Consider the following 26,581-nt stretch of genomic DNA (forward strand, 5'->3'; position numbering starts at 1 on the left):
ACCAAGCCTTCCGGGGTGTCGCAGGCAAAGCCGATGTTCCAGTATTTCTTGACGATCAGCCCGTCCTTGGCCGGGTTGAGCGAGGAATTGAAGTCCGGGAACTCCTTGAGCACCGATACGCTGGCCTTGACGAGGAAGGGCAGCAGCGAGACGCGATAGGGCTTCGGCTTGGCGACCTTCCCGGCCTCGTCCAGCGTCTTGCGGAAGGCTTCAAGATCGGTGATGTCGGCCTCGTCGTGCTGGGTGACGGCGGGCACGTTGAGCCAGGAGCGATGCAGGAAGGGCCCTGACAGCTTTCTGATACGCGACAGCGGTTTTTCCTCCACCGGGCCGAATTTGGAAAAATCCACCGCCGGGATTTCGGGAATGCCGGCGCCGCCCGACACGCCCGCTGGACCGGCCTTGCCGCCGGAAAGATAAGCTTTGACGTCTTCCTTGGTGATGCGGCCTTTGTCGCCGCTGGCTGGAACTTTGGTCAGGTCGATGTCCAGTTCGCGCGCGAGGCGGCGCACGCCGGGCGAGGCGAAGACATTGCCGAAATCGGCGAGCGTCCCGCCCGGACCGACGATGGGCGAAGGACCGGCGATCCTGCCGGCGATCTTGTCCTCCTCCAGCACGGCCGGCGCCGGCTTTTCCTCGGCCGTCGCAGGCGCCGCTTCGGCGGCAAGCGTCGCCGGCGTCGGCGAGGGCACGGCGGACGCGGCGGGGACGGTCGCGCCCGCGCCTTCCGCCTCCAGGGTCAGGATCAGCGATCCTTCCGCGACCTTGTCGCCGACCTTCAATTTGAGTTCGAGCACCTTGCCACCCTGCGGGGCAGGGACTTCCATCGAAGCCTTGTCGGATTCCAGCACGATCAGGGGATCGTCGGCCTTGATGATATCGCCGGGTTTCACATTGATTTCGATCACCGGCACGTTTTTGAAATCGCCGATATCGGGCACTTTCACTTCAATGGCGGACATGGAGGCAAACCTTGAATTTGGGCGCTCAAAGGCGCGGAATGGTGACGCGGAATGGGAACGGACTGCGCGGATCAGGCAAGAATCAAGAGAGCATCGGATCGGGCTTTTCCGGATCGAGGTGATAAAGCTCGATCGCCTCGGCGACTTTCTTGCTCGGCAGCAATTGCGATTCGGCCAAAGCCTTCAGCGCCGCGACGGCGACGAAATGCCGGTCCACTTCGAAGAAGCTCCGCAATTTGCGCCGATAGTCCGAACGTCCGAACCCATCCGTGCCAAGAACCTTGTAGCGTCCGGGCACGAAGGCGCGGATCTGCTCGGCGAAGGCGCGGATGTAGTCGGTCGAGGCGACGGTCGGCGCATCGCCGCTGGCCGCCAGACATTGCGTGACGTAAGCGACGCGCGGCTCTTCCATCGGATGCAGCAGGTTCCAGCGCTCGACGGCGTCCGCCTCGCGCTTGAGTTCGGTGAAGCTGGTAACGGAATAGATATCGGCGTGAATAGCGAAATCGCGCTCCAGCAAAGCCGCCCCGGCGATGACTTCGCGGAGAATCGCGCCGCTGCCCAGCAGCTTGACCCGCTTCTCCTTCGGCGTTCCCTCGGGCGCGCTCTTGAGCAGATACATGCCCTTGACGATGCCCTCTTCCACGCCTTGCGGCATGGCGGGATGCTCGTAATTCTCGTTGAGCAGGGTGATGTAATAATAGACATCCTCGCCCTTCGGCCCGTACATGCGCTCCAGACCGTGCTGCAGGATGACCGCGACTTCGTAGGAGTAAGTCGGGTCGTAGCTGACGCAGTTCGGGATGGTGGCCGAGAAAATGTGGCTGTGCCCGTCCTCGTGCTGCAGGCCCTCGCCATTCAGGGTGGTGCGCCCGGAGGTGCCGCCGAGCAGGAAGCCACGCGCGCGCATGTCGCCCGCCGCCCAGGCGAGATCGTGGATGCGCTGGAAGCCGAACATCGAATAATAGATGTAGAACGGGATCATCGGCGTGTTGGAATTGGAATAGGAAGTCGCCGCCGCGATCCACGAGGCCATGGCGCCGGCCTCGTTGATGCCTTCCTGCAGCATCTGGCCGGAGCGGTCCTCCTTGTAGTACGACAGCTGATCGGCGTCCTGCGGGCGGTAAAGCTGGCCGACCTGCGAGAAGATGCCATATTGGCGGAACATGCCCTCCATGCCGAAAGTGCGGGATTCGTCGGGCACGATCGGCACGATGCGCTTGCCGATATTCTTGTCGCGCAACAGGTGATTGAGCACCCGCACGAAAGCCATGGTGGTGGAGATCTCGCGGCCTTCGGTCGATTGCAATTGTTGTTCGAAGGCTGACAGGGGTGGAATGACCAGCGGCTCCGACTGACGGCGGCGGGCCGGCAGATAGCCGCCCAGTTTTGCGCGTGCTTCGTGCAGATAATTGTCTTCTTCGGAACCGGCCGCGAATTTGATCAAGGGCAGATGCTCGATCTCGCTGTCGGCGACAGGAATGTTGAAGCGGTCGCGGAATTGCTTGAGCGCCTCGACATTCATCTTCTTGGCCTGATGCGACATCATCTGCGCTTCGCCGGCCGAGCCCATGCCATAGCCCTTGACGGTCTTGGCGAGGATCAGCGTCGGCTGGCCCTTGTGCTCCGAGGCGGCCTTGTAGGCGGCGAAGATCTTGCGCGAGTCATGGCCGCCGCGGGTCAGTTTCCAGATTTGCTCATCCGTCCAGCCGGCGACCATCGCCGCTGTTTCAGGATAGCGGCCGAAGAATTTTTCACGAATGTAACCACCGTTCTTCGACTTGAAATCCTGATATTCGCCGTCGACGCATTCCTCCATCAATTGCCGCAGGCGGCCGGTGACGTCCTTGGCGAGCAACTCGTCCCAGCCCGAGCCCCAGACGACCTTGATGACGTTCCAGCCGGAGCCGCGAAAATCCGCCTCCAACTCCTGTATGATCTTGCCATTGCCGCGCACCGGCCCGTCGAGGCGCTGCAGGTTGCAGTTGATGACAAAGATCAGGTTGTCGAGCTTTTCGCGTCCCGCCAGCGAAATGGCGCCGAGCGATTCGGGCTCGTCCATCTCGCCGTCGCCCATGAAGGCCCAGACTTTCCTTTCATTCGTCTCGATCAGGCCGCGCCCTTCGAGATAGCGCAGGAAACGCGCCTGATAGATCGCCATCAGCGGCCCGAGGCCCATCGACACCGTGGGGAACTGCCAGAAATCCGGCATCAGCCAGGGATGCGGATAGGAGGGGATGCCTTTGCCGTCGACTTCCTGGCGGAAGTTGAGAATCTGCTCTTCGGAAATGCGGCCTTCGAGGAAGGCGCGGGCGTAAATGCCGGGCGAGGAATGGCCCTGGATGAACACCAGGTCGCCGGCGTGGTTCTCGCTCGGCGCCCGCCAGAAATGCATGAAGCCGACGTCGTACAGGGTCGCCGCCGACTGGAAGGAGGCGATATGGCCGCCGAGTTCCGAGGAGACCTTGTTGGCCTTGAGCACGATCGCCGCGGCGTTCCAGCGGATCGCAGCGCGGATTTTGGTCTCGATCGGGCGAATGCCCGGAGGCTCCGGCTGGTCGGCGACGGGAATCGAATTGATGTAGGCGGTGTTCCAGGCGAACGGCAGCTGCGCGCCGTTTTTCCGCGCTTCCGCGACCACCTCGCCGAGAATGGCGTCCACCCGGTGAACGCCCTCGAAAGCCTGAACCGAGTTCAGGGCCTCAAGCCATTCGCGCGTTTCTTCCGCGTCATTACGGTCCATGTTTTCCTCCAAGGATGCAGGCGGTCCTCGTTGCCGAAGGCGTCGCTTTTTTTGTTACGCGATACAGATTACGCCACATGGGGCAAGTCTGGAAATGAATTGAATTCCTAAGCTTCATTCTATATTGGAATGAGGATGGAGCTCAAGAATCTTCGCGCCTTTGTCGAGGTTATCAGGCAGAACGGCTTCACGGCTGCGGGAAAGGTCCTGTGCGCCACTCAATCCACCGTGAGCAAGGCGGTCCGCCAGATCGAGGATGAGATCGGCGCGCCGCTGCTCGACCGTGGGGCGCTCAAACCCCGTCTGACGGCGGTCGGAGAAGCGGTTTACGCCCGGGCGCTTCGCATGCTGGCCGAGCGCGAGGATTTGCTGGCCGAGATCGCCGAATTGCGCGGGCTGAAGCGCGGCGTGCTCCGGCTGGGCCTGCCGCCGGTCGGCAGCGGCATCTTGTTTGCGCCGCTGTTCACCCGTTTCCGCAAGATTTACCCCGGCATCGACATCAGGCTGATCGAGCATGGCAGCGCTCGGCTGGAGGAAATCCTGCGGCTTGGCGAAATCGACTTCGCCGCTTCGCTGCTGCCGGTCGACGAGGATTTCGAATGGCATGAAATCCGCCGCGATCCGCTGATGACCCTGGTCGCCGCCGACAGTCCGCTGGCCGCGCGGAAAACTGTCTCCATCGACGATCTGCGCGATATTCCGCTGATCCTGTTCGAAAGCGGCTTTGCGCAGAACCGTGTCATCATCAACGCCTGCCACAGCAAAGGCTTTGAGCCGGTGGTCGCGGCGCGCTCCAGCCAGATCGACTTCATTGTCGAACTGGTGGCGGCGGGAATGGGCGCCGCCTTCCTGCCGCGCCTGCTCGATCGGCGCCGAACCCGTGTCGGCGTCGTCAGCCTCGTGCTCGACGAACCGGGCGTCGACTGGCGGCTGGCGCTGGTCTGGCGCGAGGGCGCCTATTTGTCCGACGCCGCCCGCGCCTGGCAGGCGCTGGTGCGGGAATCGCGATTTGACTGACGGCGCAGGCCGCGACGATGCGCCTGAGCAGCATTTTTCCGTGTGCAAGACGCTCCTCCCAAGGTGGCTTCCTCATTCGGCCTTTATCTCGGCGCCCGCCGCTTTCCGGACTTTTTGGCGCGTTCTTCCGTTTGTTGGAAGCGATATTAATCGCCTTTTTCGCCAACGTCGCGTCGGCCAATAGTCATTTCCGAAAGACGCATGGCTAATGATAAAATAACAGGCTCGGCGTTTCGGCGGATGGCCGCTATCCGCGGATTGTGTTGAAAAACTCCGAAAATTGGGCGCCTCAAAAATCCCGCCAAATTTGATAAGGAGCGACTTTCCTCGTTCAATGCCGTCTTGAATGGGGAGCGGTGGTTTCCGGCGGATTTTTCGCCAAACCTACTGGTCCCCCACATCTTTTTTATACTGCCGGCTCCATGGGCCTGCAATATTGCGATCAGGGGCCAAAAAGCAGTTTTTCAACAGTATCCGCGGGCGTCGCATTTTGACAACAGGCCTCACCCGTAAATGACAATATGCAGCTTGCGCGGTCCGTGGGCGCCGCGCGCCAGCACGCCCTCGATATCGGTGGTGCCGCTGGCGCCGGTGATGAAATTGACATTGCGCGGCGCGAGTTTGCCGATTTGCGAGTCGGCGTAATCCTCGAGTCGCGGCAGCAGAGTTTGCGCATCCAGCGCGACGAGATGATGAAGCGGCAGGAAGCCGTAAAGCGTCGGCGCGGTCGGGCCGGAATGAAACACCAGCGAGCCTGTTTCGGCCACGCCGCAAAGCGCCAGGCCGACCGCCAGCGCTGAATCGGGCCGCAACGGCTGGTTTGGCGCCAGCGCGCTCCAATCGAGTCCTTGCAGGCGCGGATCGGGCTGAAGCGAGAAATCCGGCTTGAGATCATTGGCGGCGATATAGCGCGCGACCGCTTGCGGCAGGTCGGAAAGACCAGCCGCCCGCTCGACGGTGGCGCCGACTTTTTCGGCGCTGGCGCGCGCGGTGAAAAGTTGGACGCGATCGCTCAGTTCGAGCGGCGGCAGGCTCTTGCGCATGAGTTCGGCGCATTGCGTCGCCTGCGCCGCGATTTGCCCGGGCGCGGCGGGGTCGGGCTTTGCCGCGCGTATGGCGGCGAATATGGCGGCTCTGGCGCTCATCGGCCGGCTCTCTTCCCGGAAAGATATTGCGTGATGAAACTTGTCCCCGGCGGCTTGGGCAGGTCTCGCGCCGCGGTCCAGCCCGATGTCAGCGGCATTTTCGATATCCACCCGCCTCGCGCGAAAAGCCGCATCATCGGCAAGGCGAAGGCCTGTCCGAGCCGGTATAGGGCCGGTCGCGCGGCGGCATAGGCCCAGATCTGCAAGGCGAGCCGCGTCTTGGCCGGCTCCATCCCGCCGCTCCAGCTCTTCTCGCGCCAGCCGCGCAGCATGGTTGGCAGCGGAATATCGACCGGACAGACCTGTCGGCATTGGCCGTTGAGCGTACAGGCGTTCGGCAGGTCGCGCGATTTTTCCAGTCCGTCGAAAACCGGGGTGAGCACCGAGCCCATCGGGCCGGGATAGGCGCCGCCGTAGGCGTGGCCGCCGATGGCGCGATAGACCACGCAATGGTTGAGGCAGGCGCCGCAGCGCAGGCAACGCAGCATTTCCGGCATGTCGGCCAGCATTTTCGTGCGGCCGTGATCGACCAGCACGATATGGAACTGCTCCGGCCCGTCGAGGTCGCCGGGACGTTTCGGCCCGCAATGGAAGGTGGTGTATTGGGTCAGGTCGGCGCCGGTGGCCGAGGGAACGAGCACCCGGGTCAATTGCAGCGCATGTTCGGTGGTGGCGACGATTTTTTCGATCCCCGCCGTGACGATGTGCACACGGGGCGGCGTCGTCGTCAGTTCGGCATTGCCCTCATTGGTGATCGTGCAGATCGCTCCGGTCTCGGCGACGAGGAAATTGGCGCCGGAAATGCCGACTTCGGCGGCAAAGAAATCCTCGCGCAATTCCTTCCGCGCTGACGCGACCATGGATTCGATGTCGGTAGTCGGCGTCTTGTCGCGGTGATGGGCGGCGAAAAGCTCGGCCACATCCTCTTTGGTATGATGGGCGGCGGGCCAGATGATGTGCGACGGCGTTTCGTCGGCGAGCTGGATGATATGTTCGGCGAGATCGGTTTCGACGCGGCGCAGGCCGGCGGCGGCCAGGGCGTGGGGCAGGCCGATCTCCTCGCCGAGCATCGACTTCGACCGAGTCACGGTTTTCGCGCCCGCCGCCTTGCACAGGTCGACGACGATGGCGCAGGCCTCATCGGCATCGCGCGCCCAATGCACCAGCGCACCGGAGGCAAGGGCGTTGCGCTCGAACGTTTCGAGGTAATACGCCATATGCTCGATGGCGTGATCCTTGATCGCGGCGGCGGCGGCGCGGGCGCCGGCGAAATCCGGCCAGGCGGCGACGGCGGCGGCGCGCTTGCGGCGCGCATTGCCGGTGGTGCGCTCCAGCGCGATTTTCAGCTGGGGGTCCGCCAGCGCCTTGTCCACGCGAAGATCGAAGGCGGCGCTCATCTCAAACATCCTCGCCGATGGCGGTCGAAGCCATATTGGCGAGAATTTCCGCCGCATGGAAGACCCGTGTTTTCGCGCCCTCGCGGTGCAGCTTGCCGGCCATATTCATCAGGCAGCCGAGATCGCCGCCCAGCAACAGATCGGCGCCCGAGGCGACGACATTTTCCGCCTTTTCGCCGACAATGGAGTTGGAAATGTTGGAATATTTGACGCAGAAGGTCCCGCCGAAGCCGCAGCAGGTCTCATCGCCTTCGAGCGGGCGCATTTCCAGCCCTTCGACCGCCGCCAGCAATTTCCGCGGTTGCGCCTTGACGCCCAGCTCGCGCAGGCCGGAACAGGAATCGTGATAGGTCGCGCTGGCCTTGCAGGCGACGTTTTGCGGCTTGAACCCGCGCACGTCGACGAGAAAACTCAGCAGTTCATATGTGCGGCCCGCCAGCGCCTTGGCCCTCGGCCCCCAGACCGGGTCTTTGGCGAAGAGCTCGGGATAATGCGACTTGATCATGCCGCCGCAAGAGCCCGACGGCGCAACGAGATAATCGAAAGGTTCGAAAGCCTCGATGGTCTGGCGCGCGATGGCGACGGTCGCCTCGTCGGCGCCGCTGTTGAAAGCCGGCTGGCCGCAGCAGGTCTGGCGTTGCGGAACGACGACTTCGCAGCCGGCGGCCTCGAGCAAGGCAATCGCCGCGAAGCCGATGTTCGGCCGCATCGAATCGACCAGGCAAGTGACGAACAGGCCGACGCGCGGCCTTGGCTGATTGTCCAAAGCGTTTCTATCCCGTTAGGCGCTTGCTCTTTTCGGCAGGCCTTGTCGTCTTTATAGCCAAAAAATACGCGTGGTCAAATAAAATTACCACAGGAAACCCAAATTCAACTCGCGACGAACTCTGAACGGCCCATGCGGCGCAAAGCCCGCGCGACTCGGGTCTGCTCCTTGCGGATGTCCTCGAGCGTGGCGGCGGTGAAGCGGACATGCCCCGCCGCCGCCTCCGCCGCCTTTTCGGGCTGGCGCGCCAGCACGGCCTCGCCGATCGCCAGATGTTGTTGCAGCAGAAGGTCGCGCACTCCGGGGCGGGTGTAAAGCTGATGGCGGTTGTAAAACACGCCGCCGCGCATCATTTCGGAAAAGGCGCGCATGATATGCATCAGCACCAGATTATGGGCCGACTCATAGATGAGGATATGGAGGTCGGCGTCGACGTCGGCCTCGGCGGTCGGGTCGTCGAGCTGGTGCGCCGCGCTCATGGTTTCCAGGCAATCGCGGATCGCCTCGCGCTCGACGTCGGTGGCGCGCGTCGCCGCCATCCGCGCCGCTTCGCCTTCGATCAGGCTGCGATATTCGAGATAGTCGACCAGAGCCTGGTCGTTGGATTGGAACATCGCCGCCAAGGGTTCGGTCAACGACGCCATGAACCGGGTGACATAGGTTCCCGACTTGCCGGTCTCGATCAGCCCGCGCGCCTGAAGCCTTTCCAGCGCCTCGCGCAGCGACGGCCGGGATACTTCCAGCTTTTCCGCCAGTTCGCGTTCGGCGGCGAGTTTTTCCCCAGGACGAAGGGCGCCTTCGAGGATCAATTGTTCGAGATGCTCGGCGATGGCGTCGGCGAGTTTCAGGTTGCGGACAGGTTCCATGACGGTTTCCGTTTGCGGGGCTGGCCCGCTCGATGGATCATAGTCCTTTCACAAACGGCTTGCGAGATAAAAAGATATCCTGTAGGAAATAGTGGTAAAATAAAATGACCACAGTGCCGGAGCGGCTTAGCCATGAACCGGGCGGCGTCATTACGACCAGATTGAAAACCGGCCGGACAAAAAGAAGGCCATAGGGAGGTAAAATGTTCAGTCAGCTCTTGACGCCCGTGGCGGATAGCCTTGGGCTATCCTTTCTCGTGGCGATCCTGCCCATTGTCGCGCTGCTGGTGCTGCTCGGCGTGCTCCGTCGGCCCGGCTGGCAGGCGGCGCTCGTCGGGCTGATCATCGGCCTGGTCATCGCCATCGGCGTGTGGAAAATGCCGGTCGATCTGGCCTTCAACTCCGTGCTGAACGGCGCGGTCTTCGCCCTCTGGCCGGTGATGTGGATCGTCGTCAACGCCCTGCTTCTCTATAATGTCGCGGTGCGCTCCGGCCGCTTCGACGCCTTCCGCGCCTGGGTGATCCAGCATCTGCCGAACGACCGAAGGATCGTGCTGGTGGTGATCGGCTTCTGTTTCGGTGCGCTGCTCGAAGGCGTTTCGGGCTTCGGCACGCCGGTGGCGATCACCAGCTCGCTGCTGATTCTGGTCGGCTTTCCTCCGCTCGAGGCTCTGGTCTTCGTGTTGATCTTCAACACCGCGCCCGTCGCTTTCGGGGCGCTCGGCGTGCCGGTGACGGTTCTCGGCGCGGTCACCGGCCTTCCGGCGACGGCGCTGGGCGCCATGATCGGACGGCAATTGCCTGTCATGGCGCTGATGCTGCCGTTCTATGTCATGTTCATCTATGGCGGCGGGCGTTCGGTCCGCGCCCTGTGGCCGGTGCTGCTGGTTTCGGGCGGCAGTTTCGCCGTCTCGCAGTTCATTTCGTCGAATTTTCTCGACTACGCCCTGACCGACGTTCTGTCCTCGCTCGGCTCGCTGTTGTGCACGCTGCTGTTCCTGCTGGTCTGGCGTCCCGCGCCCGATCCGGAGTTCCAGATTCAGGAAACGGCGCTCGCCGCCGAGACCGATTCGGGTTCCGTCGCGCCCTGGCAGGGCTGGCTGCCCTGGCTGATCGTTTCCGCCGTCGTCATTGTCTGGACCCATTTCGGCTGGGCCGCGATCGCGCAGTCGAAAATCCCGTGGCCGGGCCTGCATAACGCCATCTCGATCACACTATATGGCGCCAAGCCCTATGCCGCCGTCTGGACTTTCCAGCCGCTCGGCACCGGCACCGCGATCCTGCTGGCGGCGATCGTGACGGCGGCCATTGTCCGGCTTTCGCCCGCCGCCTTCTTCGAGTGCATCGGGCGGACCCTCAAGCAGACCTGGCTCGCCGTCATTACCGTGATGCTGATCATCGGCCTCTCCTATCTGATGAACTATTCCGGCATCGCCTATACCCTGGGCCACGCCGTCGCCTCCACCGGGCATCTGTTCGTCATTCTCTCACCCTTCCTGGGCTGGGTGGCGGTGATGCTGTCGGGCAGCGACACCTCGGGCAACGCCTTGTTCGGAAATCTGCAGGTCGTCGCCGCGCGGCAGCTCGACCTCAATCCGGTGCTGTTCGCCGCCACCAATTCGTCGGGCGGCGTGATGGGCAAGATGGTGTCGCCGCAAAACATCGCCACCGGCGTATCGGTGACCAATCTCAAGGGCCATGAAGGCGTGGTCTTCGCCAGGACCTTCAAGCACTCCATCTTCCTGACCTTGGTGCTGAGCGTTCTGGTGGTGATCCAGCAATATCTCATCCCCTGGGTCATTCCCGTCGTCGGGCAATGATCAACTGGCCAAGTGGAGGCCCTCATGCCGGATATCGACTATGGCGCGCTGGCGCAGGCTTTTCGCTCGCTCCTCCCGGAAGAGGCGATCGTCACCGATCCGCTGCGGACCTTCGCTTATGGGACCGACGCCAGCTTCTATCGGCTGAATCCGCGCATCGTCGTCATCGCCGAGAGCGAGGAACAGGTGAGGGGGGTCTTGGCGCTTTGTCGCGCGCAAAAGGCGCCGGTGACGTTTCGCGCCGCCGGCACCTCGCTTTCCGGGCAGGCGGTCACCGATTCCGTGCTGGTCAGTCTCGGCGAAGGTTTTCGCTCTTTCGGCTTCGAGCCCGAAGGCGCCATCGCGCGTCTCGGCCCTTCGCTGATCGGCGGCGACGCCAATCGCCTGCTGTCGCCGTTCGGGCGCAAGATCGGACCCGATCCCGCTTCCATCGCGACGGCGAAAATCGGCGGCATAGCCGCCAACAACGCTTCCGGCATGTGCTGTGGAACTGGCCAGAATTCTTATTACACGCTGGCGTCGATGCGGGTGGTGCTGGCCGACGGCGCCGTTCTCGACACGGCCGATCCGCAAAGCGTCGCGGCGTTCCGCGCCGGTCATGCGGCGCTGCTCGACGGGCTCGCCACAATAGCCCGCGACGCGCGCGAAGACGCCGCCACGGCGGAGCGTATCCGCCACAAATTCCGGCTGAAGAACACTACCGGCTATGCGATCAACGCCCTGGTCGATTTTGAAGATCCTGTCGACATTCTCACCCATCTGATGATCGGCTCGGAAGGGACGCTCGGCTTCCTTTCGCGGATCGACTACCAGACCGTCCCGGATTATCGCGACAAGGCTTCGGCCTTCATCGTCTTCGCCGATCTTCCCTCGGCCTGCCGCGCGGTCAGCGCGCTTAAACGCACGCCTGTCGAGGCGGTGGAACTGCTCGACCGCGCCGCGCTCGAAAGCGTCAAGAGCAAGTCGGGGATGCCGATCGAAGTCGATGGGCTAGGTCCCGGCGCCGCAGCCTTGCTGGTCGAGGCGCGCGGGCCGGATCAGGCGGCGCTCAAGGAGCGCATCGCCCTGGCGCAGGCCGCCATCGATCCGGCGACGACGCTCAATGGCGTGCGCTTCTCGCACGATCCGGTCGAGTGTTCCCGCTACTGGGACATTCGCAAGGGCACTTTTCCGGCGGTCGGCGGCAAGCGTCCGCCCGGCACGACGGTGATCATCGAGGACGTCGCCTTTCCGGTCGAGCGTCTTGCTGAAGCGACCGCCGATCTGCAGGCGTTGCTCCACGCCCATGGCTACGACAAGGCGATCATTTTCGGCCACGCGCTGGAAGGCAATCTCCACTTCGTCTTTGCGCAGGGGTTTGAAGACCAGTCGGAAATCTCCCGCTATGCGGTTTTCATGGAGGCCCTGTCGGAACTGGTCGTCGGCAAATATGACGGCTCGCTCAAGGCCGAACACGGCACCGGGCGCAATATGGCGCCCTTCGTCGAACGCGAATGGGGCATGCGCGCGACCCGCCTGATGCGGCGGATCAAGGCGCTACTCGATCCAGACAGCCTGCTCAATCCCGGCGTGCTGCTCAACGACGATCCGACCATCCATCTCAAAAACCTCAAGCCGATGCCCAAGGTGTCGGCGCTGGTCGACAGCTGCATCGAATGCGGCTTTTGCGAACCGCAATGTCCTTCGCACGGCCTGACCTTCTCGCCGCGCCAGCGCATCGTTTCCGGGCGGGAACTGGCGCGGCTGGCCTGCGACGATCCGACTTCGGCGCAAGCGACGGAGATGAAACAGACCTTCGCCTATGCCGCCGACGAGACCTGCGCCGGCTGCTCGCTGTGCTCCACCGTCTGTCCGCTGGAAATCAATACCGGCGACTTCATCCGCTCGCTGCGGGCGGAACAGGCCGGGCCGCTGGCCAAGAAGATCGGCGGCGGGATCGGCGATCATTTCGCCGCGACGCTCGGCGCGACCCGCCTCGCTCTGGCCGGCGCCGACATCGCCCATAAAGTGCTCGGAACCTCGGCGATGCAGGCGGCGGCGCGCGTGGCGCACGAGAAGTTTTCCGCGCCTTTGTGGACTCCGGCTTTTCCGCGTGGAATCTGGCCGAAACCCGTCAGTTCGGGCTGGGAGGGCGAGCCGGTTCTATTCTTCGAAAGCTGCGCCAGCCGCGCCATGGGGGCGCCACGCGGCGACGACAGCGAAAATTTGCGCGAGGTCGCCACCCGCGTTTTTTCGCGCGCCGGCTACCGGCTCGTGACGCCGGAAGGACAGGATGAATTATGCTGCGGCCAGCCTTTCGCCTCGAAAGGCCTCGCCGAGACCGCCGAGCGCAAGGTGAAGGAACTGGTGCAAAAGCTTGCCAGGCATGGCCGAAAGATACCCGTGGTGTTCGACACTTCACCCTGCGCCGCGAGGGCGAAAAGCTTTTCCGGCGACGATTATGCGCCGCTCGATCTGGTCGAGTTTTTAACCCTTCATGTGGCGCCGAAACTCGATCTGCGTCCGATCGAGGGGCCGGTGGCGCTGCATATCACTTGTTCGGTCCGCAAGATGGGACTGGCGGACATCCTGCTCGGCCTGGCCCAGAAATGCGCCCAACAGGTGATCGCGCCGGCGGACGTGAAATGCTGCGGCTTCGCCGGCGACAAAGGTTTCGTCACGCCGGAGCTGAACGATCACGCCCTGCGTCATTTGCGGACAAGCCTGCCGCTGGAATGCACGGAAGGCTATTCGACCAGCCGCACCTGCGAGATCGGCCTGGCCTCGCATTCCGGCCGCCGCTATCGATCCATCCTGCACCTGCTCGATCAGGCGACGGCTTGAGTGTTTCCATTACGCTCCAGCGGCGACACAGCATCGACCATAAGATTCAATAGGGCGGTAAGCGACGCGTCCGCTGCAATTTGGCGGCTTCGGTCCACCAGGCCAGGTCATCCGCGAACCTGGGGAACGCATTTTCCAGCGCCTTTCCCGCAGGGCCGGTCGGGGCGCCATTGGCGTCCAGCGTCTGGGCGATCGGACCTACCGCAAGGTCGCTCGAAATCACCACCATGCCCATTTCGCATAATATGTTGTGCCAGGCGAAGCTCGACCGCGTCCCGGAAAGACGTCCGCCGGAATAGCTTGCGATTGCGGCGGGGCGCCAGAACCATTCTTCAAGAAAATGGTCGGTCAGGTTCTTCAATCCCGGCTGCACCCCCCAGTTATATTCGCCGACAACGAAGATAAAAGCGTCTGCGCCGCGAATCTTCGACGCCAGAGCTTCCATGGCGGCTGGAGCTGAACCAGGCGGATATTCCTTGTACATGCGGTCCAGCATTGGAAGGCCGACGGCTTTTGCATCGACGAGTTCGGCAGTGTCGCCGCGCGCGCCCAGTCCTGCGACGATGAAGTTTGCCAGTCGGATGCCCATCCGATCCGACCGATAGGAACCATAGAAGACAAGGATTTGGTGAGCCATCGTCCGCCTCCCCAACGTCAATCGCCACGACCGAACCGTCGACTGTGCTCGAAGGTTCCGAACTCTATTCCGCGCATGGCGCCCACGGCTTTGCCGATCATGCATCAGGAGCGACCGATCGAGGATCTTCTCGCCTCCTTGCTCGTTAAGCAATCGGCCGCCGCAACGGCGCGTAGGCAGTCTCGCTTCTGCGTGGACGCGCCCGAAAAGATCGGATAGCAGAATGAGCACCCTGGGCGCCCGCGAGCACCAGATGTTCCCTGTGCTGAACGCGACGCAGATCACGACCGCGAGGCGCTTCGCGAGCGGCCCGGAAAGGCGCTTCGCTCCGGGAGAGAGCGTCTTCGCGATCGGAGAGCAGGGGGCCCCGTCGTGGCTGGTGCTCGACGGCGCGATCGACGTCCTCCGGCGCGACGGGCTCAGCCAGGAAGCGGTGATCACAACGCTCGGGCCCGGCCAGTTTACCGGCGAGGTCAATCAACTCGCCGGTCGCCCCTCGCTAGCCGCCGGTCGCGCAGGGCCCGAGGGATGCGTCGCTCTTCCCTTTGATCCGGCGCATCTGCGCGCGTTGATGGTAGGATCGGCGGATGTCGGCGAGATCGTGATGCGCGCGCTGATCCTCCGCCGCGTCGGATTGATCGAGGCGGGCGGGGCGGGCACGATCCTGATCGGGGTCTTCGGCAGTCCGGATCTTGTTCGGCTGCAGGGCTTTCTTAGCCGGAGCGGATTTCCTCAACTTGTGCTTGACGCGGCGGCCGATGCAGAAGCGCATGCTTTCGTGGAACGGAGCGGGGTCCAACCCGAAGAATTGCCTGTTGTTGTCTGCCCTGACGGAAATCTGCTGAAGAATCCGAGCGAAGCGGCATTGGCGACCTGCCTTGGCATAACGCCGCAGCTCGACCCCGAGAGGGTGTATGACATTGCGATCGTCGGCGCCGGACCGGCGGGACTCGCCACCGCGGTCTATGCGGCGTCGGAGGGGCTGTCGGTGATCGTGCTGGACGAACGCGCGACGGGCGGCCAGGCCGGGGCGTCCGCGAGGATCGAGAACTATCTCGGCTTTCCGACCGGCATTTCAGGACAGGCTCTGGCCGGGCGCGCCTTCACCCAGGCGCTGAAGTTCGGCGCGGAGATCGCCGTGCCGTTGCAGGTCAAGAGGCTCGATTGCTCAGGCGAGCCGCTCGCTCTGGAATTATCCGGCAATCGCCGCCTGCGCGCACGGGCGGTCGTCGTCGCTTCCGGAGCGCGTTATCGCCGGCTTGACATCCCCAATCTCGGGACATTCGAGGGCGCCGGCGTTTCCTACTGGGCGTCGCCGATCGAGGCGCGTCTGTGCGCCGGCGAAGAGGTCGCGTTGGTCGGCGGCGGCAACTCGGCGGGTCAGGCGGTCGTATTCCTTGCGCCGCAGGTCAAGCGCCTGCACCTGATCGTTCGGCGCGACCTCTCGGAGACGATGTCGCGCTATCTGATCGAGCGGATTGCCGCGCTCTGCAATGTCGAAATCCATGTCGGCGCCGAAGTCTCGGCGCTGGAAGGAGATCGCGCCTCCGGCCTGACGGCCGTCAGTTTCAAAAACCGCTCCGACGGGTCCGTTTGCCGCCGTGAATTGCGTCATCTGTTTTTATTCATCGGCGCGGATCCCAACGCTGGGTGGTTGCAGGGTTGCGCGGAAACCGACGCCAAGGGCTTTGTCGTAACCGGCAAGGGTCCGCTGCCCTTGCAAACGAGCCTGCCCGGCGTCTTCGCCATCGGCGACGTTCGCGCCGGATCGACCAAGCGCGTCGCCGCGGCGGTCGGCGAGGGCGCGGCGGTCGTCGCTCAAATTCACGCCAAGATGGCCAAACGATCGACGAGGGAGGACGCATGACAAGTTGCAGACACAAGGCGTCGATCAAGGAGGTCCGCCCGAGCGCGCGCGGTTGCGAGGAGTGCCTGAAAATCGGCAGCCCCTGGGTCCATTTGCGACTTTGCCGGACGTGCGGCCATGTCGGCTGCTGCGACGACTCGCCCCATCGGCATGCGACGGCGCATTTCCACAGCACCCGCCACCCGATCATCGAGGGCTACGACCCGCCCGAGGGATGGGGCTGGTGCTATGTGGACGAGATGGAGATCGATCTGCCCGACCAGACGCCCCAATGGGGACCGATCCCGAAATATGTTTGAACCGCGCCCGATCCCACGGCCCATATGGATTCAGGGAGATTTGATATGGAAGACGGCCAGATTCGAGCGGCTCTCGATCGCCACTGGGCCGCCTCCGACGCCAACGATTTCGAGACGGAGCACCAGATTTACCGTGAGGACGCGGTGCTCGAATATCCTCAATCGGGCGAGCGCATTCGCGGCCGGCGGAACATTCAGTCGTCACGCGCCGCGCAGCCGAATTTGAAGCGCTTCACTGTGCGGCGGATGATTGGCGCGGGCGATCTCTGGGTCACCGAATTTGTCCTGACCTATGACGAGCGGCCGTCCTACACCGTGAGCATCATGGAGTTCCTCGACGGGAAGGTAGCCCGCGAAACCCAGTATTTCGCCGATCCGTTCGAGCCGGGGCCTTCGCGCGTGCAATGGGTCGAGAAGATGACTTGAAAACGAGCCATCATCCGCCACTCGCTCGCCTGGAACTGCCGATCGATACGGCCTCCTTGGCGCGCTATCTCATTGGCAAGCTATTGGTGCGGGAATTGCCGGAAGGCGTCGCCAGCGGTCTTATTGTCGAGACCGAGGCCTATGTCGTCGGCGACGCCGCCGGGCACGCCTACCGGGGGATGACCGGGCGTAATCGTTCGCTGTTTCTCGAACGGGGCCACGCCTATGTCTACCTCGCCTACGGCAGTTCATTCATGCTGAATGTCTCGAGCGAGGCGCCCGGGATCGGGGCCGGCGTCCTGATCAGGGCGATCGAGCCGCTCGAAGGCGTCTCGATCATGCAGCTGAATCGCGGCGTTGAGCGCTTGCGCGACCTGACGCGGGGACCGGGAAGGCTCGCCGCGGCGTTGCGTGTCGATCGTTCGCTCGATGGTCTCGATCTTTGCCGGAAAGGCCCACTGTGGCTCGGACGCGGTGAGCACGAACCTGGCGAAATCGGGCAGAGCATCAGGATCGGCGTTTCGCGGGATGCGAACCGCACCTTGCGATTTTATCTTCGGGACAATCCGTTCGTCAGCGGCCCAAAATCGCTCGGGGTTTGAGAGCCGCACCTCCCGCGACGCCTAAACGCCGACAGCGCTCTTCGCCAGCGCCGCGCGCAAGATGGCCAGCGCCTGATCCTTCAAATCGGGAGCGGCGGAATTCAGGCGAAACCAGTCGATCCGGCCCGGGTCGCGCTGGAGTTGAGCCTCCAGCACGCTGACATCGGCGTCGGAAGGGCCCTGCGGGCGCTCGCGCACGCGTTGGCGCAGGATTTCGGGGTCGGCCTCCAGCCACAGGCCGACGAAGGGGACGTTTTTTTCGCGCGCCACTTGGGCGATCGCCGCGCGCTCGTCCTCGGTCGAATAGACGGCGTCGACGATTACCGCCGAGCCCTGCGCCAGGGCGTCCATCGCCCGTGACATCAGGCGCAGATAGACGGCGGCGGTGATGTTGAACTCATAGGCCGACTGCGGCAGTCGGTCGGTCGGCCTGATCCGGTGCATGGCTTTGCGAGTACGATCGGAATTGAGGGTGCGGGCCCCCGGCGGCGGGCCGATTTCGGCGGCCAGCGCGGCGGCCAAAGTGGATTTGCCAGAGCCGCTCAACCCGCCTATGGCGATCAGAATTTTTCCGCACGGCGCCAGCAGGTCGGCGGCCAGAGCGAAATAGGCGAGAGCTTCCTGCTTATGCGCTGCGTCTCGCGCCTCATCGCCCGAATGGGCTTGCGAGGCGGCGATATGGGCGCGGATGGCGGCGCGCAAGGCCATGAAAAATGGCAGGGTCGCGAAACCGTCGCGGATGCGGGCCGGCAGGTCGGCCAGGGTGCGAAACAGCGCGCTGGCGTAACGGTTGAACAGCAGGTTGGCGAGGTCGCGCCGCCCGCGCATCCAGAGATCCATCAAGGTGAAGGCGACGTCATAGAGCACGTCGATGCGCGCCAGCCTTTCATCGAATTCGATACAGTCGAACAGGGTCGGCCGGCCTTCGAACATGCAGATGTTGCGCAGGTAGAGATCGCCATGGCACAGCCGCACGAAGCCGGCCGCCGAGCGCGCGTCGAGCAGGGGCGCCAGGCGATCCAGTTCGGCGCGGAAAACCTGGTTCAGCCGCACGACCTCGTCGTGCGGGAAGATCGGGCTGCCGGAGAAGGAAATCGCGTTGAGGTCGAGGAGATGCGCCATGGTTCCGGCGCCGTCGATCTCGGGGAAGCGCTCGGCATTGGCGTGAAAACGCGCCAGGGTTTCCGCCAGGGCTTCGATATGTCGCGGCGTCAGCCGGTTTTCGCGCGCCATGACGTCGAACAGGTCCGATTCGGCGAAGCGCCGCATGACGACAATGCTATCGACCATCTCGCCCTGGCCGTCGAAGGCGAGGCCTCGTCCTTCAAGCGTGATCCTCCGCACGCCGAGATAAAGGTTGGGCGCAGCGCGCGAGTTGAGCGCCAATTCGGCGCGGCAGGCTTTTTCGCGAAGTTGCGGGCTCGAGAAGTCGAGATAGGGGAAGGCGACGGCGCGCTTGAGCTTGAACACCAGATCGCCGGCGAGAAACAGTAGCGAGACATGAGTCTGTTTGCACGAAATTTCCGCGCCTGCCTCGCGCGCCAAAGAAGCCATGAGAAATGCGATGGTTGCGGACTGGTCCATCTCGCCTCGCCAGTTCAGGGCTCGGTCGGCGCAGGCGCCGGGCGGGTTCGGCGCAGGACGAGATTGGCCGCCAGCGCTTGCGCCACCAGTTCAGCCATACAATCGTCGCCCACTTCGGCGGGGAAGGGTTCGTCGCCCTGTTCGACGCGGTTGCGGGTGCGGGCGAGGAACTGCATGGCGTCGAAACGGCGCAGGTAAAGCACGTCTTCCGTCTTGGCCACCCGGCCGGTGGCCTCGCGCACGGCCAGAACCTCCCGGTCGTCGTGCAGCCAGGGATTGGCCTCGAAGCCGATCAGCAGGACATCGACGCCGTCTTCCTTGGCCCAGCGCACGCCGTCGCGCAGCGCGGATTCATATTCGGATGGAGGCATCCGGGCGAGAGCGTCATTGGCGCCCACCTGCCAGATCAGGAGATCGGGCCGCGACAGCGCGACCTCGGTGCGGATGCGCTCGGCGGCGGTGTCGACGGTCTCGCCGGAAACCGGGCGGTCGACGATGTTCACGTCGATCCCCGTCAAGGCGTGCTCCAGCAAACCCTCCAGCACCACTGGATAGGACTTGCGCGGCCCGCGTCCGATGCCGATCGGCGACCCTATAATGAGAATATGCAGTTTTTTGGTGGTCTTCAGCGCCGCGAGGACATGCGGCAAGGGAGCGGGCGCGGCAAGCTGGTCAGCGGGAACGTCGCAGCGCGACGCCGGCCTCGTCGCCTCCTGCGCGCGAAGCGGCGCGGGCGAGGAGGCCAAGCCCAAAGCCACGCCCAGAGCCAGGCCCAAGATCAGGCTGCAGCCAGACGCCTTGCACGTTCTTCGGCAAGCCTTTTCCGCCATTCCGACACCCATGCGGCAGCGCCCATTCCCGTCAATCCGACAAGTAACACGAGGAAGTCGATTTCCAAACGCCCGTTGTAGAGATAGCGGGCGATCTGGCCGCACAGGCTCAACAGCGAAGCCGTGCAGAACACATTCAGCGAATTGCGGCCGAGCAGAGACAGAAAGTCGGTCAGCGGCGGAGCCCAGCGCGAAATATAGGAAAAAGCGCCGGAAAAGAAGCAGGCGAGAGCCAAGGCGTGGAACACCCGCGCCGGCGACAGATAAGTCTTGTCGAACAGGAAGAACAGTTTCGGGTCGGGCAGATTGGCCGGATCGGGAGTGAAATCGGCCAGAGCGATGGCCGCGCCGCCGGCGACTTGAACCGCCGAGAGCCAGAACAGGATATTCTTCGTTCGCGGTGAAAAGCTGGAATAGCCCTTCGGGCCGCCGAGGACGAAGCCGAGGATGAAGATGAACTGCCAGGCGAAGGGGCTGAAAAACCAGTTCCCTTCGACCGGCCAGGTCGGCAGGTTGAAGCCGGTGAACAGCGTATAAAGATAGAGCGCGAAGGACAAAGGCAGGAGCAGGCGGGGGACGAGCCGGTCGATCGCGGCTATGCTCGGACCGGCCGCCATCAGCACCACATAGAGCGGCAGAATATTGAAATAGCCGAGCTGATAGCGCAGCAGGACCAGGCCGATATGGGCCTCGACAGGATCTTCGAAGGCGGCGGCGGCGTTGTGCCATTGCAGAATATAGGGCTGGTCGAGCTGCCGCGCCGCTCCGGCGATAATCGCCAAAGCGAAAAGCGTGATGAGAATTTGCGCGAAATAGATGGTCAGGGCGCGGCTGGCGAGGCGATAGACCACAGCGCTCAAAGGCTGTTCGGCCAGCGAATTGACGACGAAGCGCAGCGAAAAGCCGGCAAGGAAGACAAAAAGCTCGGCCGAATCCGACAGGGAATATTCGCGGAACGTGTACTTCTCGAACACGATGCCCGGCACATGGTCGATGAAAATCGTCACCAGTGCAAAGCCGCGCCAGAAATCGATGCTGTTCGGCGCCCTCATGCCGCTGCGTCCTTGGCCGGATTTTGGCGCTCGAAATTTCAGGCCTGAAAGAGAACGTGGGAAGGACTCAGACCGAGAAACTGGTCCCGCAGCCGCAGGAGGCGACGGCGTTGGGGTTTTCGAACTTGAAGGCCGAGCCCATGAGGTCGTCGACGAAATCGAGGCGCGCGCCCTTGATGAAATCCAGCGAGAGCGGGTCGATAGCCAGCCGCGCCTGCTCGTCGCCGAGTATCAGGTCGCCGTCCTGGGCGGCGGGGGCGATGTCGAAGTTGTATTGGAAGCCGGAACAACCGCCGCCATTGACCGAAATGCGCAGCACCGAGCCTGGGGCTTCGTCGCGCAAGACTTCCGCGACGCGGCGCAAGGCGCGCTCGGTAGCTTCAACGCCTGCTGGCGCGAGATCAGTCATTTGCGTCTCCGATTCGAATTGGTGAAGCTGAAAATAGTCCTGCGAGCGCCCCGGTCAATGCGCGAGGCGAAGATTTCGCCGCGGGATGTGCTGGACTTGGCTTTGCTTTAGCGCAAAACCGCAATGAAAAAAGCGCTAGATTGAGCGGGCCGCGAATCTCCGAGTGGTCGCAAACAAAGGGCTTAGCCTTGTCTTCTTCTCTTGCTGGCCTGTCCTTCCAGTCCGGAAAACCGCTGGCGCCCTACGCCGCGGATTTTCGACACAACGGTGGCAGATTATTTTCCGAGCCGCCGTCGCCGACGCGCGGCGACTTCCAGCGCGACCGGGACCGGCTGATCCATTCCTCCGCCTTCCGCCGCCTCGCCTACAAGACACAGGTATTCATCCCTTCGGAAGGCGACCATTTCCGCACCCGGCTCACCCATACCATCGAAGTGGCGCAGATTTCGCGGGCGCTGGCGCGGGGCCTTGCCCTCGACGAGGATCTGGCCGAGGCGACCGCTTTGTCTCACGACCTCGGCCATGCCTGTTTTGGCCACGCTGGCGAAGAGGTGCTGAACAAATGCGTGGCGCCTTACGGCGGTTTCGATCACAACGCCCACGCCCTGCGCATCGTGACCAGGCTGGAGCGCCGCTATGCCGGCTGGGACGGTCTCAATCTCTGCTACGAGACCCTGGAGGGACTGGTCAAACACAACGGCCCTCTGCGTGGAGGAGACAAGAATAAAAAAATACCATTCGAAATCAGTGAATTCAACAAAGTATTTCCTCTTCATCTGGAGCTTTACGCCAGCGCCGAGGCGCAATGCGCGGCGCTCGCCGACGACATCGCCTATAACGCCCATGACGTAGACGATGGCCTGCGCGCCGGCCTGTTCGACGTCGATGACCTGCGTGAAGTGGCCTTTCTGAACGGCCTGCTCGAAGAGATCGCGACGCTCCATCCGGGGCTGGAACGGGTGCGTGTCATCCACGAACTGGTGCGCCGCCTCATCACGCGTTTCGTCGAAGACGCCCTTGCCGAGACTCAATCGCGGCTGACGGCATTGCAGCCGCGCTCAGTGGACGACATCCGCCGCGCCGGCCGGGCGGTGGCGGGTTTTTCCCCGGAAATGGCGGCGGCGCAGAAGGATTTGAAGGATTTCCTGTTCGTCCGCATGTACCGCCATCGCGTCATTTTGCCGGTATGGAAAAGCGCCGGTCGGATCGTGCGAGGCCTGTTCGAGGTTTTTATGGCCGAGCCGCAAAAAATGCCGGAAGAATGGGCGGAAGCGGCGAAAAATGTCGGCGAGGTCGCGCGGGCGCGGCTAATCGCCGATTATATCGCCGGCATGACCGACCGTTATGCCTTGGCGCAGGCGAGGCAATGGCTGGGACAGCCGCTCGAACTTGAGTGAGGTCTCATTGATCGCGCCGAGGAATTGAGGCAAAAGGCGGGCGAGGCGGTTGAGCCGCTCTTGTCTCATTTAAGGGCCGCGAAAATGGTTGAACCTTTGCGCCTCGGCATTGCCGGTCTGGGAACGGTCGGCGCCGCCGTCGTTCGCCTGTTGACGGCGCAGGCGCGCGATCTAGCCGCCCGCACCGGTCGCGCCATCGTCGTCACCGGCGTCGCCGCCCGCGATTCGTCACGTGATCGCGGCGTCGATCTTTCCGCTGCGAAGTGGTTCGAGGATCCCATCGCTCTGGCGGCTTCGGAGAGCATCGACCTGTTCGTCGAACTGATCGGCGGCGACGAGGGCGTGGCGCGCAAAAGCGTCGAGGCGGCCTTGAGCGCCGGCAAATCGGTGGTGACCGCCAACAAGGCGTTGCTCGCCAAGCACGGGCTGGAGCTGGCGCGGCTCGCCGAAAGCCATCGCGTCGCTTTGGCCTTCGAGGCTTCGGTGGCCGGCGGCATTCCCATTGTCAAAACCCTGCGCGAAGGGCTCGCCGGCAACAGCGTGGCCCGCGTTTCCGGCATTCTCAACGGCACGTGCAATTACATCCTCTCGCGCATGGAGCTTGAGGGCCTGTCCTTCGCCGAATGCCTGGCCGATGCGCAAAAGCTCGGCTACGCGGAGGCCGATCCGACTTTCGACATCGGCGGTTTCGACACCGCCCACAAGCTTGCGATTCTGGCCTCGCTGGCCTTTGGCGTGAAGCTCGACGCCGGCGCCATCAGCGTCGAAGGGATCGAGCAGCTTTCGCTGGCCGATCTCAAGGCGGCGGCGGAACTCGGCTATCGCGTAAAACTGCTCGGCGTCGCCCAGCGCACGCCTCATGGCGTCGAACAGCGCGTTCATCCGACCATGGTGCCCTTGTCCTCGCCGATCGCGCAGGTGATGGGGGTCACCAATGCAGTGACCATCGACGCCGACGCGGTCAATGAACTGACCCTGGTCGGGCCGGGCGCCGGAGGCATGGCGACGGCATCCGCCGTCGTCGCCGATATCGCCGATATTGCGCGAGGCATCCGCTCGGCGCCCTTCGGCCTGCCGGTCGAGCATCTGGCTTCGGCGCCGAAAACGCCGATGCAGCGCCATGAGGGCGGCTATTACATCCGCCTCGCCGCGCGCAACCATATCGGCGCGGCGGCCGCCATCGCCACGCGCATGGCCGAGCGCGGCATTTCCCTGGAAAGCATCGTCCAGCGCCGCACGGCGGGCGAGCCGGACGCCGATGTGGTGCCGGTGGTGCTGATGACCTATGCCACCACCGAGGCGACGGTCCGCGAGGCTTTGGATGCAATCGTCGCCGACGGCCATATCGCCGAAAAGCCGCAGGTCATTCGTATCGAACGCGAGTGAACATTCGCTCCGCGTCCGGCTTGACCTATGTCTTAAATGTTCCTAGTTTGTTCAGGCGCGAAGGGAATTTGGGAGAACGAGATGCGACTTTACTGGGCTCCTCGGACGAGATCGTCCCGCGTGCTGTGGATGCTGGAAGAGGTCGGCGCTCCCTATGAACGCATGCTGGTCGATCTGGCCAATGGCGGACAGCATAACCCGGCCTATCACGCCATAAACCCGATGGAGAAGGTGCCGGCGCTCGAATGCGACGGCGCCACTGTCGCGGAATCGGGCGCCATCATCGCCTTTCTGGCGGATAGATTCCCGCAGATGGGACTGGCGCCACCCATAAGCGATGTTTCGCGCGGTCGCTATCTGCAATGGCTATTCTTCAGCCCCATGATCGAAATGGCGATCACCCAGAAATTCGCCAATGTGCAAATGCCGGAACATAGCGCCGGCTGGGGCTCGTTTGACAAGGTGTTCAACGTCCTGTCGGAAGTCCTGACTACGTCGCCCTATATGCTCGGCGAAAAATTTTCCGCCGCCGACGTAATGATCGGCTCAGACCTGCATTTCGTCATCGACGTGTTCAAAATGCTGCCGCCGCGCCCCGAATTTAGCGCGTATCTGGAGCGCTGCCACTCCCGGCTGGCCTTTTTGCGCGCACAAAAAATCGAAGCCGATGGGGCTTGAGGCGCGCTTTCTTCTTGGCGTCGCCAACAGCGCGCTGGGGCGCCCATGGCGCGACCGGCTCGATACGGCGGGCGCCGCCCAAGCCATGGCGATCGCGCAGCAGACGGGCTTGTCCGATCTGCTTTCGCGGGTTCTGGCGGGTCGGGGCGTTGGGCCGGAGGCGGCGGAGAGCTATCTCGATCCGACCCTGCGCGCCTTGCTGCCGGAGCCTTTTTCGCTCACGGCCATGAAGGAGGCGACGCAACGCCTCGCCGATGCGGTGCGAAAAGGCGAAACCATCGCCATTTTCGGCGATTACGATGTCGATGGCGCCTGTTCCTCGGCTTTGCTGGCGGAGTTTCTGGATTATTGCGGGACCAGCCGTCTCATCCACATTCCCGACCGCATCACCGAAGGCTATGGCCCAAACAGCGAGGCTATCCGCGCCCTGGCGGCGCGCGGCGCCACGCTTTTGGTGACGGTCGATTGCGGAACGACCAGTTTCGAGCCTTTCTTGGAGGCGCGCCGGCTTGGTCTCGACGTGATCGTGCTCGACCATCATCAGGCGCCGGAGATCCTCCCCGAGGCGATTGTCGTCAACCCCAACCGCCAGGACGACGTATCGGGGCAGGGCGCGCTTTGCGCTGCGGGCGTGGTCTTTGTCGCTCTGGTGGCGCTTAACCGCGAACTGCGCCAACGCGGCTTCTGGAACGAACGACTGCCGCCAGACCTTCTGCTCGGCCTGGACCTGGTCGCTCTGGCTACGGTAGCGGATGTCGCGCCGCTGACCGGGCTCAACCGCGCCTTTGTCGTCAAGGGACTGGCGCTGATGAAGGCTCGCGGCCGCATCGGATTGCGCGCCCTGGCCGATGTCGCCGGGCTGAACGGTCCGCCGCGCGCCTATCATCTGGGGTTTCTGCTAGGTCCGCGCATAAATGCGGGCGGAAGGATCGGCGATGCGGCGCTCGGCGCGCGCCTGCTGCTGATGCGCGACGACATCGAGGCGACCAGCGTCGCCACTGAACTCGACCAGCTCAATGGCGAGCGTCAGGCGCTGGAAAAGCTGATGGTCGAGGAGGCTTTGGGCGAAGCCTACAAAAGCCTCGGCGCTGCGGAGGAGGGCGCCTGCGTGCTGGCTTGCGGCGCCGATTGGCAGCCGGGCATCGTCGGCTTGGTCGCCTCGCGGCTGAAGGAAATTTTCGGCCGCCCGGCCTTCGCCATCGCCCTATCGGGTGATATCGGAACCGGCTCGGCGCGTTCGATCGCGGGCGTCGATCTCGGCAAGATTGTCCGCGCTGCGGTCGAGCGCGGCCTGCTGGTAAAGGGCGGCGGCCACGCCATGGCGGCGGGCGTGACGATTCTCCGCGACAAACTCGACGATTTCCGCGCCTATCTTGAAGAAGCGATGGCAGAACCGGTGGCGCAATCGCGAAAAAATTCGGGGCTGGCGGTGGACGGCCTGCTGACGGCGTCAGCATGCGCGCCAAATCTGGTCGAGGACATCGAAAAAGCCGGGCCGTTCGGCTCCGGCAATCCGGAGCCGGTGTTTGTCCTGCCGGAACACAAGATTGTCGAGGTGATTCCCTTCGGCGACGATCATCTTCGCATTCGCGTCCAGGCCGGCGACGGCGCGCGGCTGGAGCTGGCGGCCTTTCGCGCGGCGCGGGGGCCGCTCGGGGCGGCTTTGGCGCAGGCGCGCGGCGAGCGGGCCCATCTGGCCTGCACTCTGTCGCTGGATCATTGGGGCGGCAAGGCGCGGGTAAAGGCGCGGCTGGTAGACTTGGCTTTCTGCCTCAAGGGCGTCCGACAGTGAACAAAAATCGATGGGGACGGAAGGACAAGGCTTGCCAGCGGGATTTGGCCCGTTTATACGTCGCCCCACTTCGCGGGACGGCC

At 63.5% G+C, this 26,581-nt stretch carries 22 protein-coding genes; 11 read left to right on the top strand and 11 right to left on the bottom strand.

Going from position 1 to position 26,581, the window contains the following annotated elements:
• Positions 1–962 (bottom strand): 2-oxo acid dehydrogenase subunit E2 (locus tag ACLP2E_RS02395; protein WP_442465041.1); only part of this gene is annotated, 962 nt, incomplete at its 3' end.
• Between the two features lie 82 nt (positions 963–1,044).
• The gene (gene aceE / locus ACLP2E_RS02400; protein WP_442465042.1) at positions 1,045–3,705 is read right to left on the bottom strand and encodes a pyruvate dehydrogenase (acetyl-transferring), homodimeric type; all 2,661 of its coding nucleotides are present in this window, start codon (positions 3,703–3,705) and stop codon (positions 1,045–1,047) included.
• A gap of 135 nt (positions 3,706–3,840) precedes the next feature.
• Here aceE and ACLP2E_RS02405 point away from each other — a divergent pair, with 135 nt between their 5' ends.
• Positions 3,841–4,722 (top strand): LysR family transcriptional regulator, encoded by an 882-nt coding sequence (locus tag ACLP2E_RS02405; protein WP_442465043.1) that lies wholly within the window; start codon positions 3,841–3,843, stop codon positions 4,720–4,722.
• A 503-nt stretch (positions 4,723–5,225) separates the two neighbouring features.
• On the opposite strand, the gene ACLP2E_RS02410 is transcribed toward ACLP2E_RS02405, so the two are convergent.
• The 4 genes from ACLP2E_RS02410 to ACLP2E_RS02425 form a co-directional block, all read right to left on the bottom strand.
• Positions 5,226–5,867, bottom strand: coding sequence for a LutC/YkgG family protein (locus ACLP2E_RS02410; RefSeq protein WP_442461118.1), 642 nt, complete (start codon positions 5,865–5,867; stop codon positions 5,226–5,228).
• Positions 5,864–7,264: a lactate utilization protein B gene (locus ACLP2E_RS02415; RefSeq protein WP_442465044.1), complete on the bottom strand. Its 1,401-nt coding sequence runs from the start codon at positions 7,262–7,264 to the stop codon at positions 5,864–5,866. Before ACLP2E_RS02415 ends, ACLP2E_RS02410 begins: the two co-directional genes overlap by 4 nt.
• Position 7,265: 1 nt before the next feature.
• The gene (locus ACLP2E_RS02420; RefSeq protein ID WP_442465045.1) at positions 7,266–8,030 is read right to left on the bottom strand and encodes a (Fe-S)-binding protein; all 765 of its coding nucleotides are present in this window, start codon (positions 8,028–8,030) and stop codon (positions 7,266–7,268) included.
• 104 nt (positions 8,031–8,134) lie between these two features.
• Entirely contained in the window at positions 8,135–8,896 is a 762-nt protein-coding gene (locus tag ACLP2E_RS02425) for an FCD domain-containing protein (protein WP_442461988.1), read from the bottom strand.
• Positions 8,897–9,099: 203 nt separating this feature from the next.
• Here ACLP2E_RS02425 and ACLP2E_RS02430 point away from each other — a divergent pair, with 203 nt between their 5' ends.
• Together ACLP2E_RS02430 and ACLP2E_RS02435 are read left to right on the top strand one after the other, a co-directional pair.
• A complete protein-coding gene (locus ACLP2E_RS02430) occupies positions 9,100–10,716 on the top strand; it encodes an L-lactate permease (protein ID WP_442465046.1) in 1,617 nt (538 codons plus the stop codon).
• A gap of 24 nt (positions 10,717–10,740) precedes the next feature.
• Complete coding sequence (locus ACLP2E_RS02435) at positions 10,741–13,539, top strand: FAD-binding and (Fe-S)-binding domain-containing protein (protein WP_442465047.1); 2,799 nt, start codon at positions 10,741–10,743, stop codon at positions 13,537–13,539.
• Between the two features lie 46 nt (positions 13,540–13,585).
• On the opposite strand, the gene ACLP2E_RS02440 is transcribed toward ACLP2E_RS02435, so the two are convergent.
• On the bottom strand, positions 13,586–14,176 hold the full coding sequence (locus ACLP2E_RS02440) for an NADPH-dependent FMN reductase (protein ID WP_442465048.1): 591 nt from the start codon (positions 14,174–14,176) through the stop codon (positions 13,586–13,588).
• 223 nt (positions 14,177–14,399) lie between these two features.
• On the opposite strand from ACLP2E_RS02440, the gene ACLP2E_RS02445 reads away from it, so the two are divergent.
• The 4 genes from ACLP2E_RS02445 to ACLP2E_RS02460 are packed head-to-tail and all read left to right on the top strand — an operon-like array spanning position 14,400 to position 17,370.
• Entirely contained in the window at positions 14,400–16,043 is a 1,644-nt protein-coding gene (locus tag ACLP2E_RS02445) for an FAD-dependent oxidoreductase (RefSeq protein WP_442465049.1), read from the top strand.
• Positions 16,040–16,342, top strand: coding sequence for a UBP-type zinc finger domain-containing protein (locus ACLP2E_RS02450; protein WP_442464266.1), 303 nt, complete (start codon positions 16,040–16,042; stop codon positions 16,340–16,342). The genes ACLP2E_RS02445 and ACLP2E_RS02450 overlap by 4 nt, the downstream gene beginning before the upstream one ends.
• Positions 16,343–16,387: 45 nt before the next feature.
• Complete coding sequence (locus ACLP2E_RS02455; RefSeq protein ID WP_442464265.1) at positions 16,388–16,768, top strand: nuclear transport factor 2 family protein; 381 nt, start codon at positions 16,388–16,390, stop codon at positions 16,766–16,768.
• Positions 16,765–17,370: a DNA-3-methyladenine glycosylase gene (locus ACLP2E_RS02460; protein ID WP_442465050.1), complete on the top strand. Its 606-nt coding sequence runs from the start codon at positions 16,765–16,767 to the stop codon at positions 17,368–17,370. Before ACLP2E_RS02455 ends, ACLP2E_RS02460 begins: the two co-directional genes overlap by 4 nt.
• 21 nt (positions 17,371–17,391) lie before the next feature.
• Here the strand turns inward: ACLP2E_RS02460 and ACLP2E_RS02465 are convergent, their stop codons facing one another.
• From ACLP2E_RS02465 to ACLP2E_RS02480, 4 genes are all read right to left on the bottom strand, one after another.
• Entirely contained in the window at positions 17,392–18,954 is a 1,563-nt protein-coding gene (locus ACLP2E_RS02465) for an AAA family ATPase (protein WP_442465051.1), read from the bottom strand.
• 14 nt (positions 18,955–18,968) lie between these two features.
• The gene (locus ACLP2E_RS02470; RefSeq protein ID WP_442465052.1) at positions 18,969–19,712 is read right to left on the bottom strand and encodes an SGNH/GDSL hydrolase family protein; all 744 of its coding nucleotides are present in this window, start codon (positions 19,710–19,712) and stop codon (positions 18,969–18,971) included.
• Between the two features lie 20 nt (positions 19,713–19,732).
• Positions 19,733–20,836, bottom strand: a complete 1,104-nt coding sequence (locus tag ACLP2E_RS02475) for an OpgC family protein (protein ID WP_442464261.1) — start codon at positions 20,834–20,836, stop codon at positions 19,733–19,735.
• A gap of 67 nt (positions 20,837–20,903) precedes the next feature.
• On the bottom strand, positions 20,904–21,245 hold the full coding sequence (locus ACLP2E_RS02480) for a HesB/IscA family protein (protein ID WP_442464260.1): 342 nt from the start codon (positions 21,243–21,245) through the stop codon (positions 20,904–20,906).
• A gap of 188 nt (positions 21,246–21,433) precedes the next feature.
• Here ACLP2E_RS02480 and ACLP2E_RS02485 point away from each other — a divergent pair, with 188 nt between their 5' ends.
• From ACLP2E_RS02485 to recJ, 4 genes are all read left to right on the top strand, one after another.
• A complete protein-coding gene (locus ACLP2E_RS02485; RefSeq protein ID WP_442465053.1) occupies positions 21,434–22,642 on the top strand; it encodes a deoxyguanosinetriphosphate triphosphohydrolase in 1,209 nt (402 codons plus the stop codon).
• An 84-nt stretch (positions 22,643–22,726) separates the two neighbouring features.
• Complete coding sequence (locus ACLP2E_RS02490) at positions 22,727–24,028, top strand: homoserine dehydrogenase (protein WP_442465054.1); 1,302 nt, start codon at positions 22,727–22,729, stop codon at positions 24,026–24,028.
• An 81-nt stretch (positions 24,029–24,109) separates the two neighbouring features.
• Positions 24,110–24,706 (top strand): glutathione S-transferase family protein, encoded by a 597-nt coding sequence (locus ACLP2E_RS02495; RefSeq protein ID WP_442465055.1) that lies wholly within the window; start codon positions 24,110–24,112, stop codon positions 24,704–24,706.
• A complete protein-coding gene (gene recJ, locus ACLP2E_RS02500; RefSeq protein ID WP_442465056.1) occupies positions 24,696–26,498 on the top strand; it encodes a single-stranded-DNA-specific exonuclease RecJ in 1,803 nt (600 codons plus the stop codon). The genes ACLP2E_RS02495 and recJ overlap by 11 nt, the downstream gene beginning before the upstream one ends.
• The last annotated feature ends 83 nt before the right edge of the window (positions 26,499–26,581 follow it).

The sequence above is a fragment of the Rhodoblastus sp. genome, from assembly GCF_052145335.1.
In the GTDB taxonomy this organism is placed as follows: domain Bacteria; phylum Pseudomonadota; class Alphaproteobacteria; order Rhizobiales; family Beijerinckiaceae; genus Rhodoblastus.

Excerpts from the sequence above, each read along its gene's own strand:
- ACLP2E_RS02480 (WP_442464260.1), bottom strand. The coding sequence starts at position 21,245 with ATGACTGATCTCGCGCCAGCAGGCGTTGAAGCTACCGAGCGCGCCTTG.
- ACLP2E_RS02490 (WP_442465054.1), top strand. The coding sequence starts at position 22,727 with ATGGTTGAACCTTTGCGCCTCGGCATTGCCGGTCTGGGAACGGTCGGC.
- ACLP2E_RS02475 (WP_442464261.1), bottom strand. The coding sequence starts at position 20,836 with ATGAGGGCGCCGAACAGCATCGATTTCTGGCGCGGCTTTGCACTGGTG.
- recJ (WP_442465056.1), top strand. The coding sequence starts at position 24,696 with ATGGGGCTTGAGGCGCGCTTTCTTCTTGGCGTCGCCAACAGCGCGCTG.
- ACLP2E_RS02435 (WP_442465047.1), top strand. The coding sequence starts at position 10,741 with ATGCCGGATATCGACTATGGCGCGCTGGCGCAGGCTTTTCGCTCGCTC.
- ACLP2E_RS02410 (WP_442461118.1), bottom strand. The coding sequence starts at position 5,867 with ATGAGCGCCAGAGCCGCCATATTCGCCGCCATACGCGCGGCAAAGCCC.
- ACLP2E_RS02415 (WP_442465044.1), bottom strand. The coding sequence starts at position 7,264 with ATGAGCGCCGCCTTCGATCTTCGCGTGGACAAGGCGCTGGCGGACCCC.
- ACLP2E_RS02450 (WP_442464266.1), top strand. The coding sequence starts at position 16,040 with ATGACAAGTTGCAGACACAAGGCGTCGATCAAGGAGGTCCGCCCGAGC.
- ACLP2E_RS02495 (WP_442465055.1), top strand. The coding sequence starts at position 24,110 with ATGCGACTTTACTGGGCTCCTCGGACGAGATCGTCCCGCGTGCTGTGG.
- ACLP2E_RS02440 (WP_442465048.1), bottom strand. The coding sequence starts at position 14,176 with ATGGCTCACCAAATCCTTGTCTTCTATGGTTCCTATCGGTCGGATCGG.
- ACLP2E_RS02445 (WP_442465049.1), top strand. The coding sequence starts at position 14,400 with ATGAGCACCCTGGGCGCCCGCGAGCACCAGATGTTCCCTGTGCTGAAC.
- ACLP2E_RS02425 (WP_442461988.1), bottom strand. The coding sequence starts at position 8,896 with ATGGAACCTGTCCGCAACCTGAAACTCGCCGACGCCATCGCCGAGCAT.
- ACLP2E_RS02405 (WP_442465043.1), top strand. The coding sequence starts at position 3,841 with ATGGAGCTCAAGAATCTTCGCGCCTTTGTCGAGGTTATCAGGCAGAAC.
- ACLP2E_RS02455 (WP_442464265.1), top strand. The coding sequence starts at position 16,388 with ATGGAAGACGGCCAGATTCGAGCGGCTCTCGATCGCCACTGGGCCGCC.
- ACLP2E_RS02465 (WP_442465051.1), bottom strand. The coding sequence starts at position 18,954 with ATGGACCAGTCCGCAACCATCGCATTTCTCATGGCTTCTTTGGCGCGC.
- ACLP2E_RS02430 (WP_442465046.1), top strand. The coding sequence starts at position 9,100 with ATGTTCAGTCAGCTCTTGACGCCCGTGGCGGATAGCCTTGGGCTATCC.
- aceE (WP_442465042.1), bottom strand. The coding sequence starts at position 3,705 with ATGGACCGTAATGACGCGGAAGAAACGCGCGAATGGCTTGAGGCCCTG.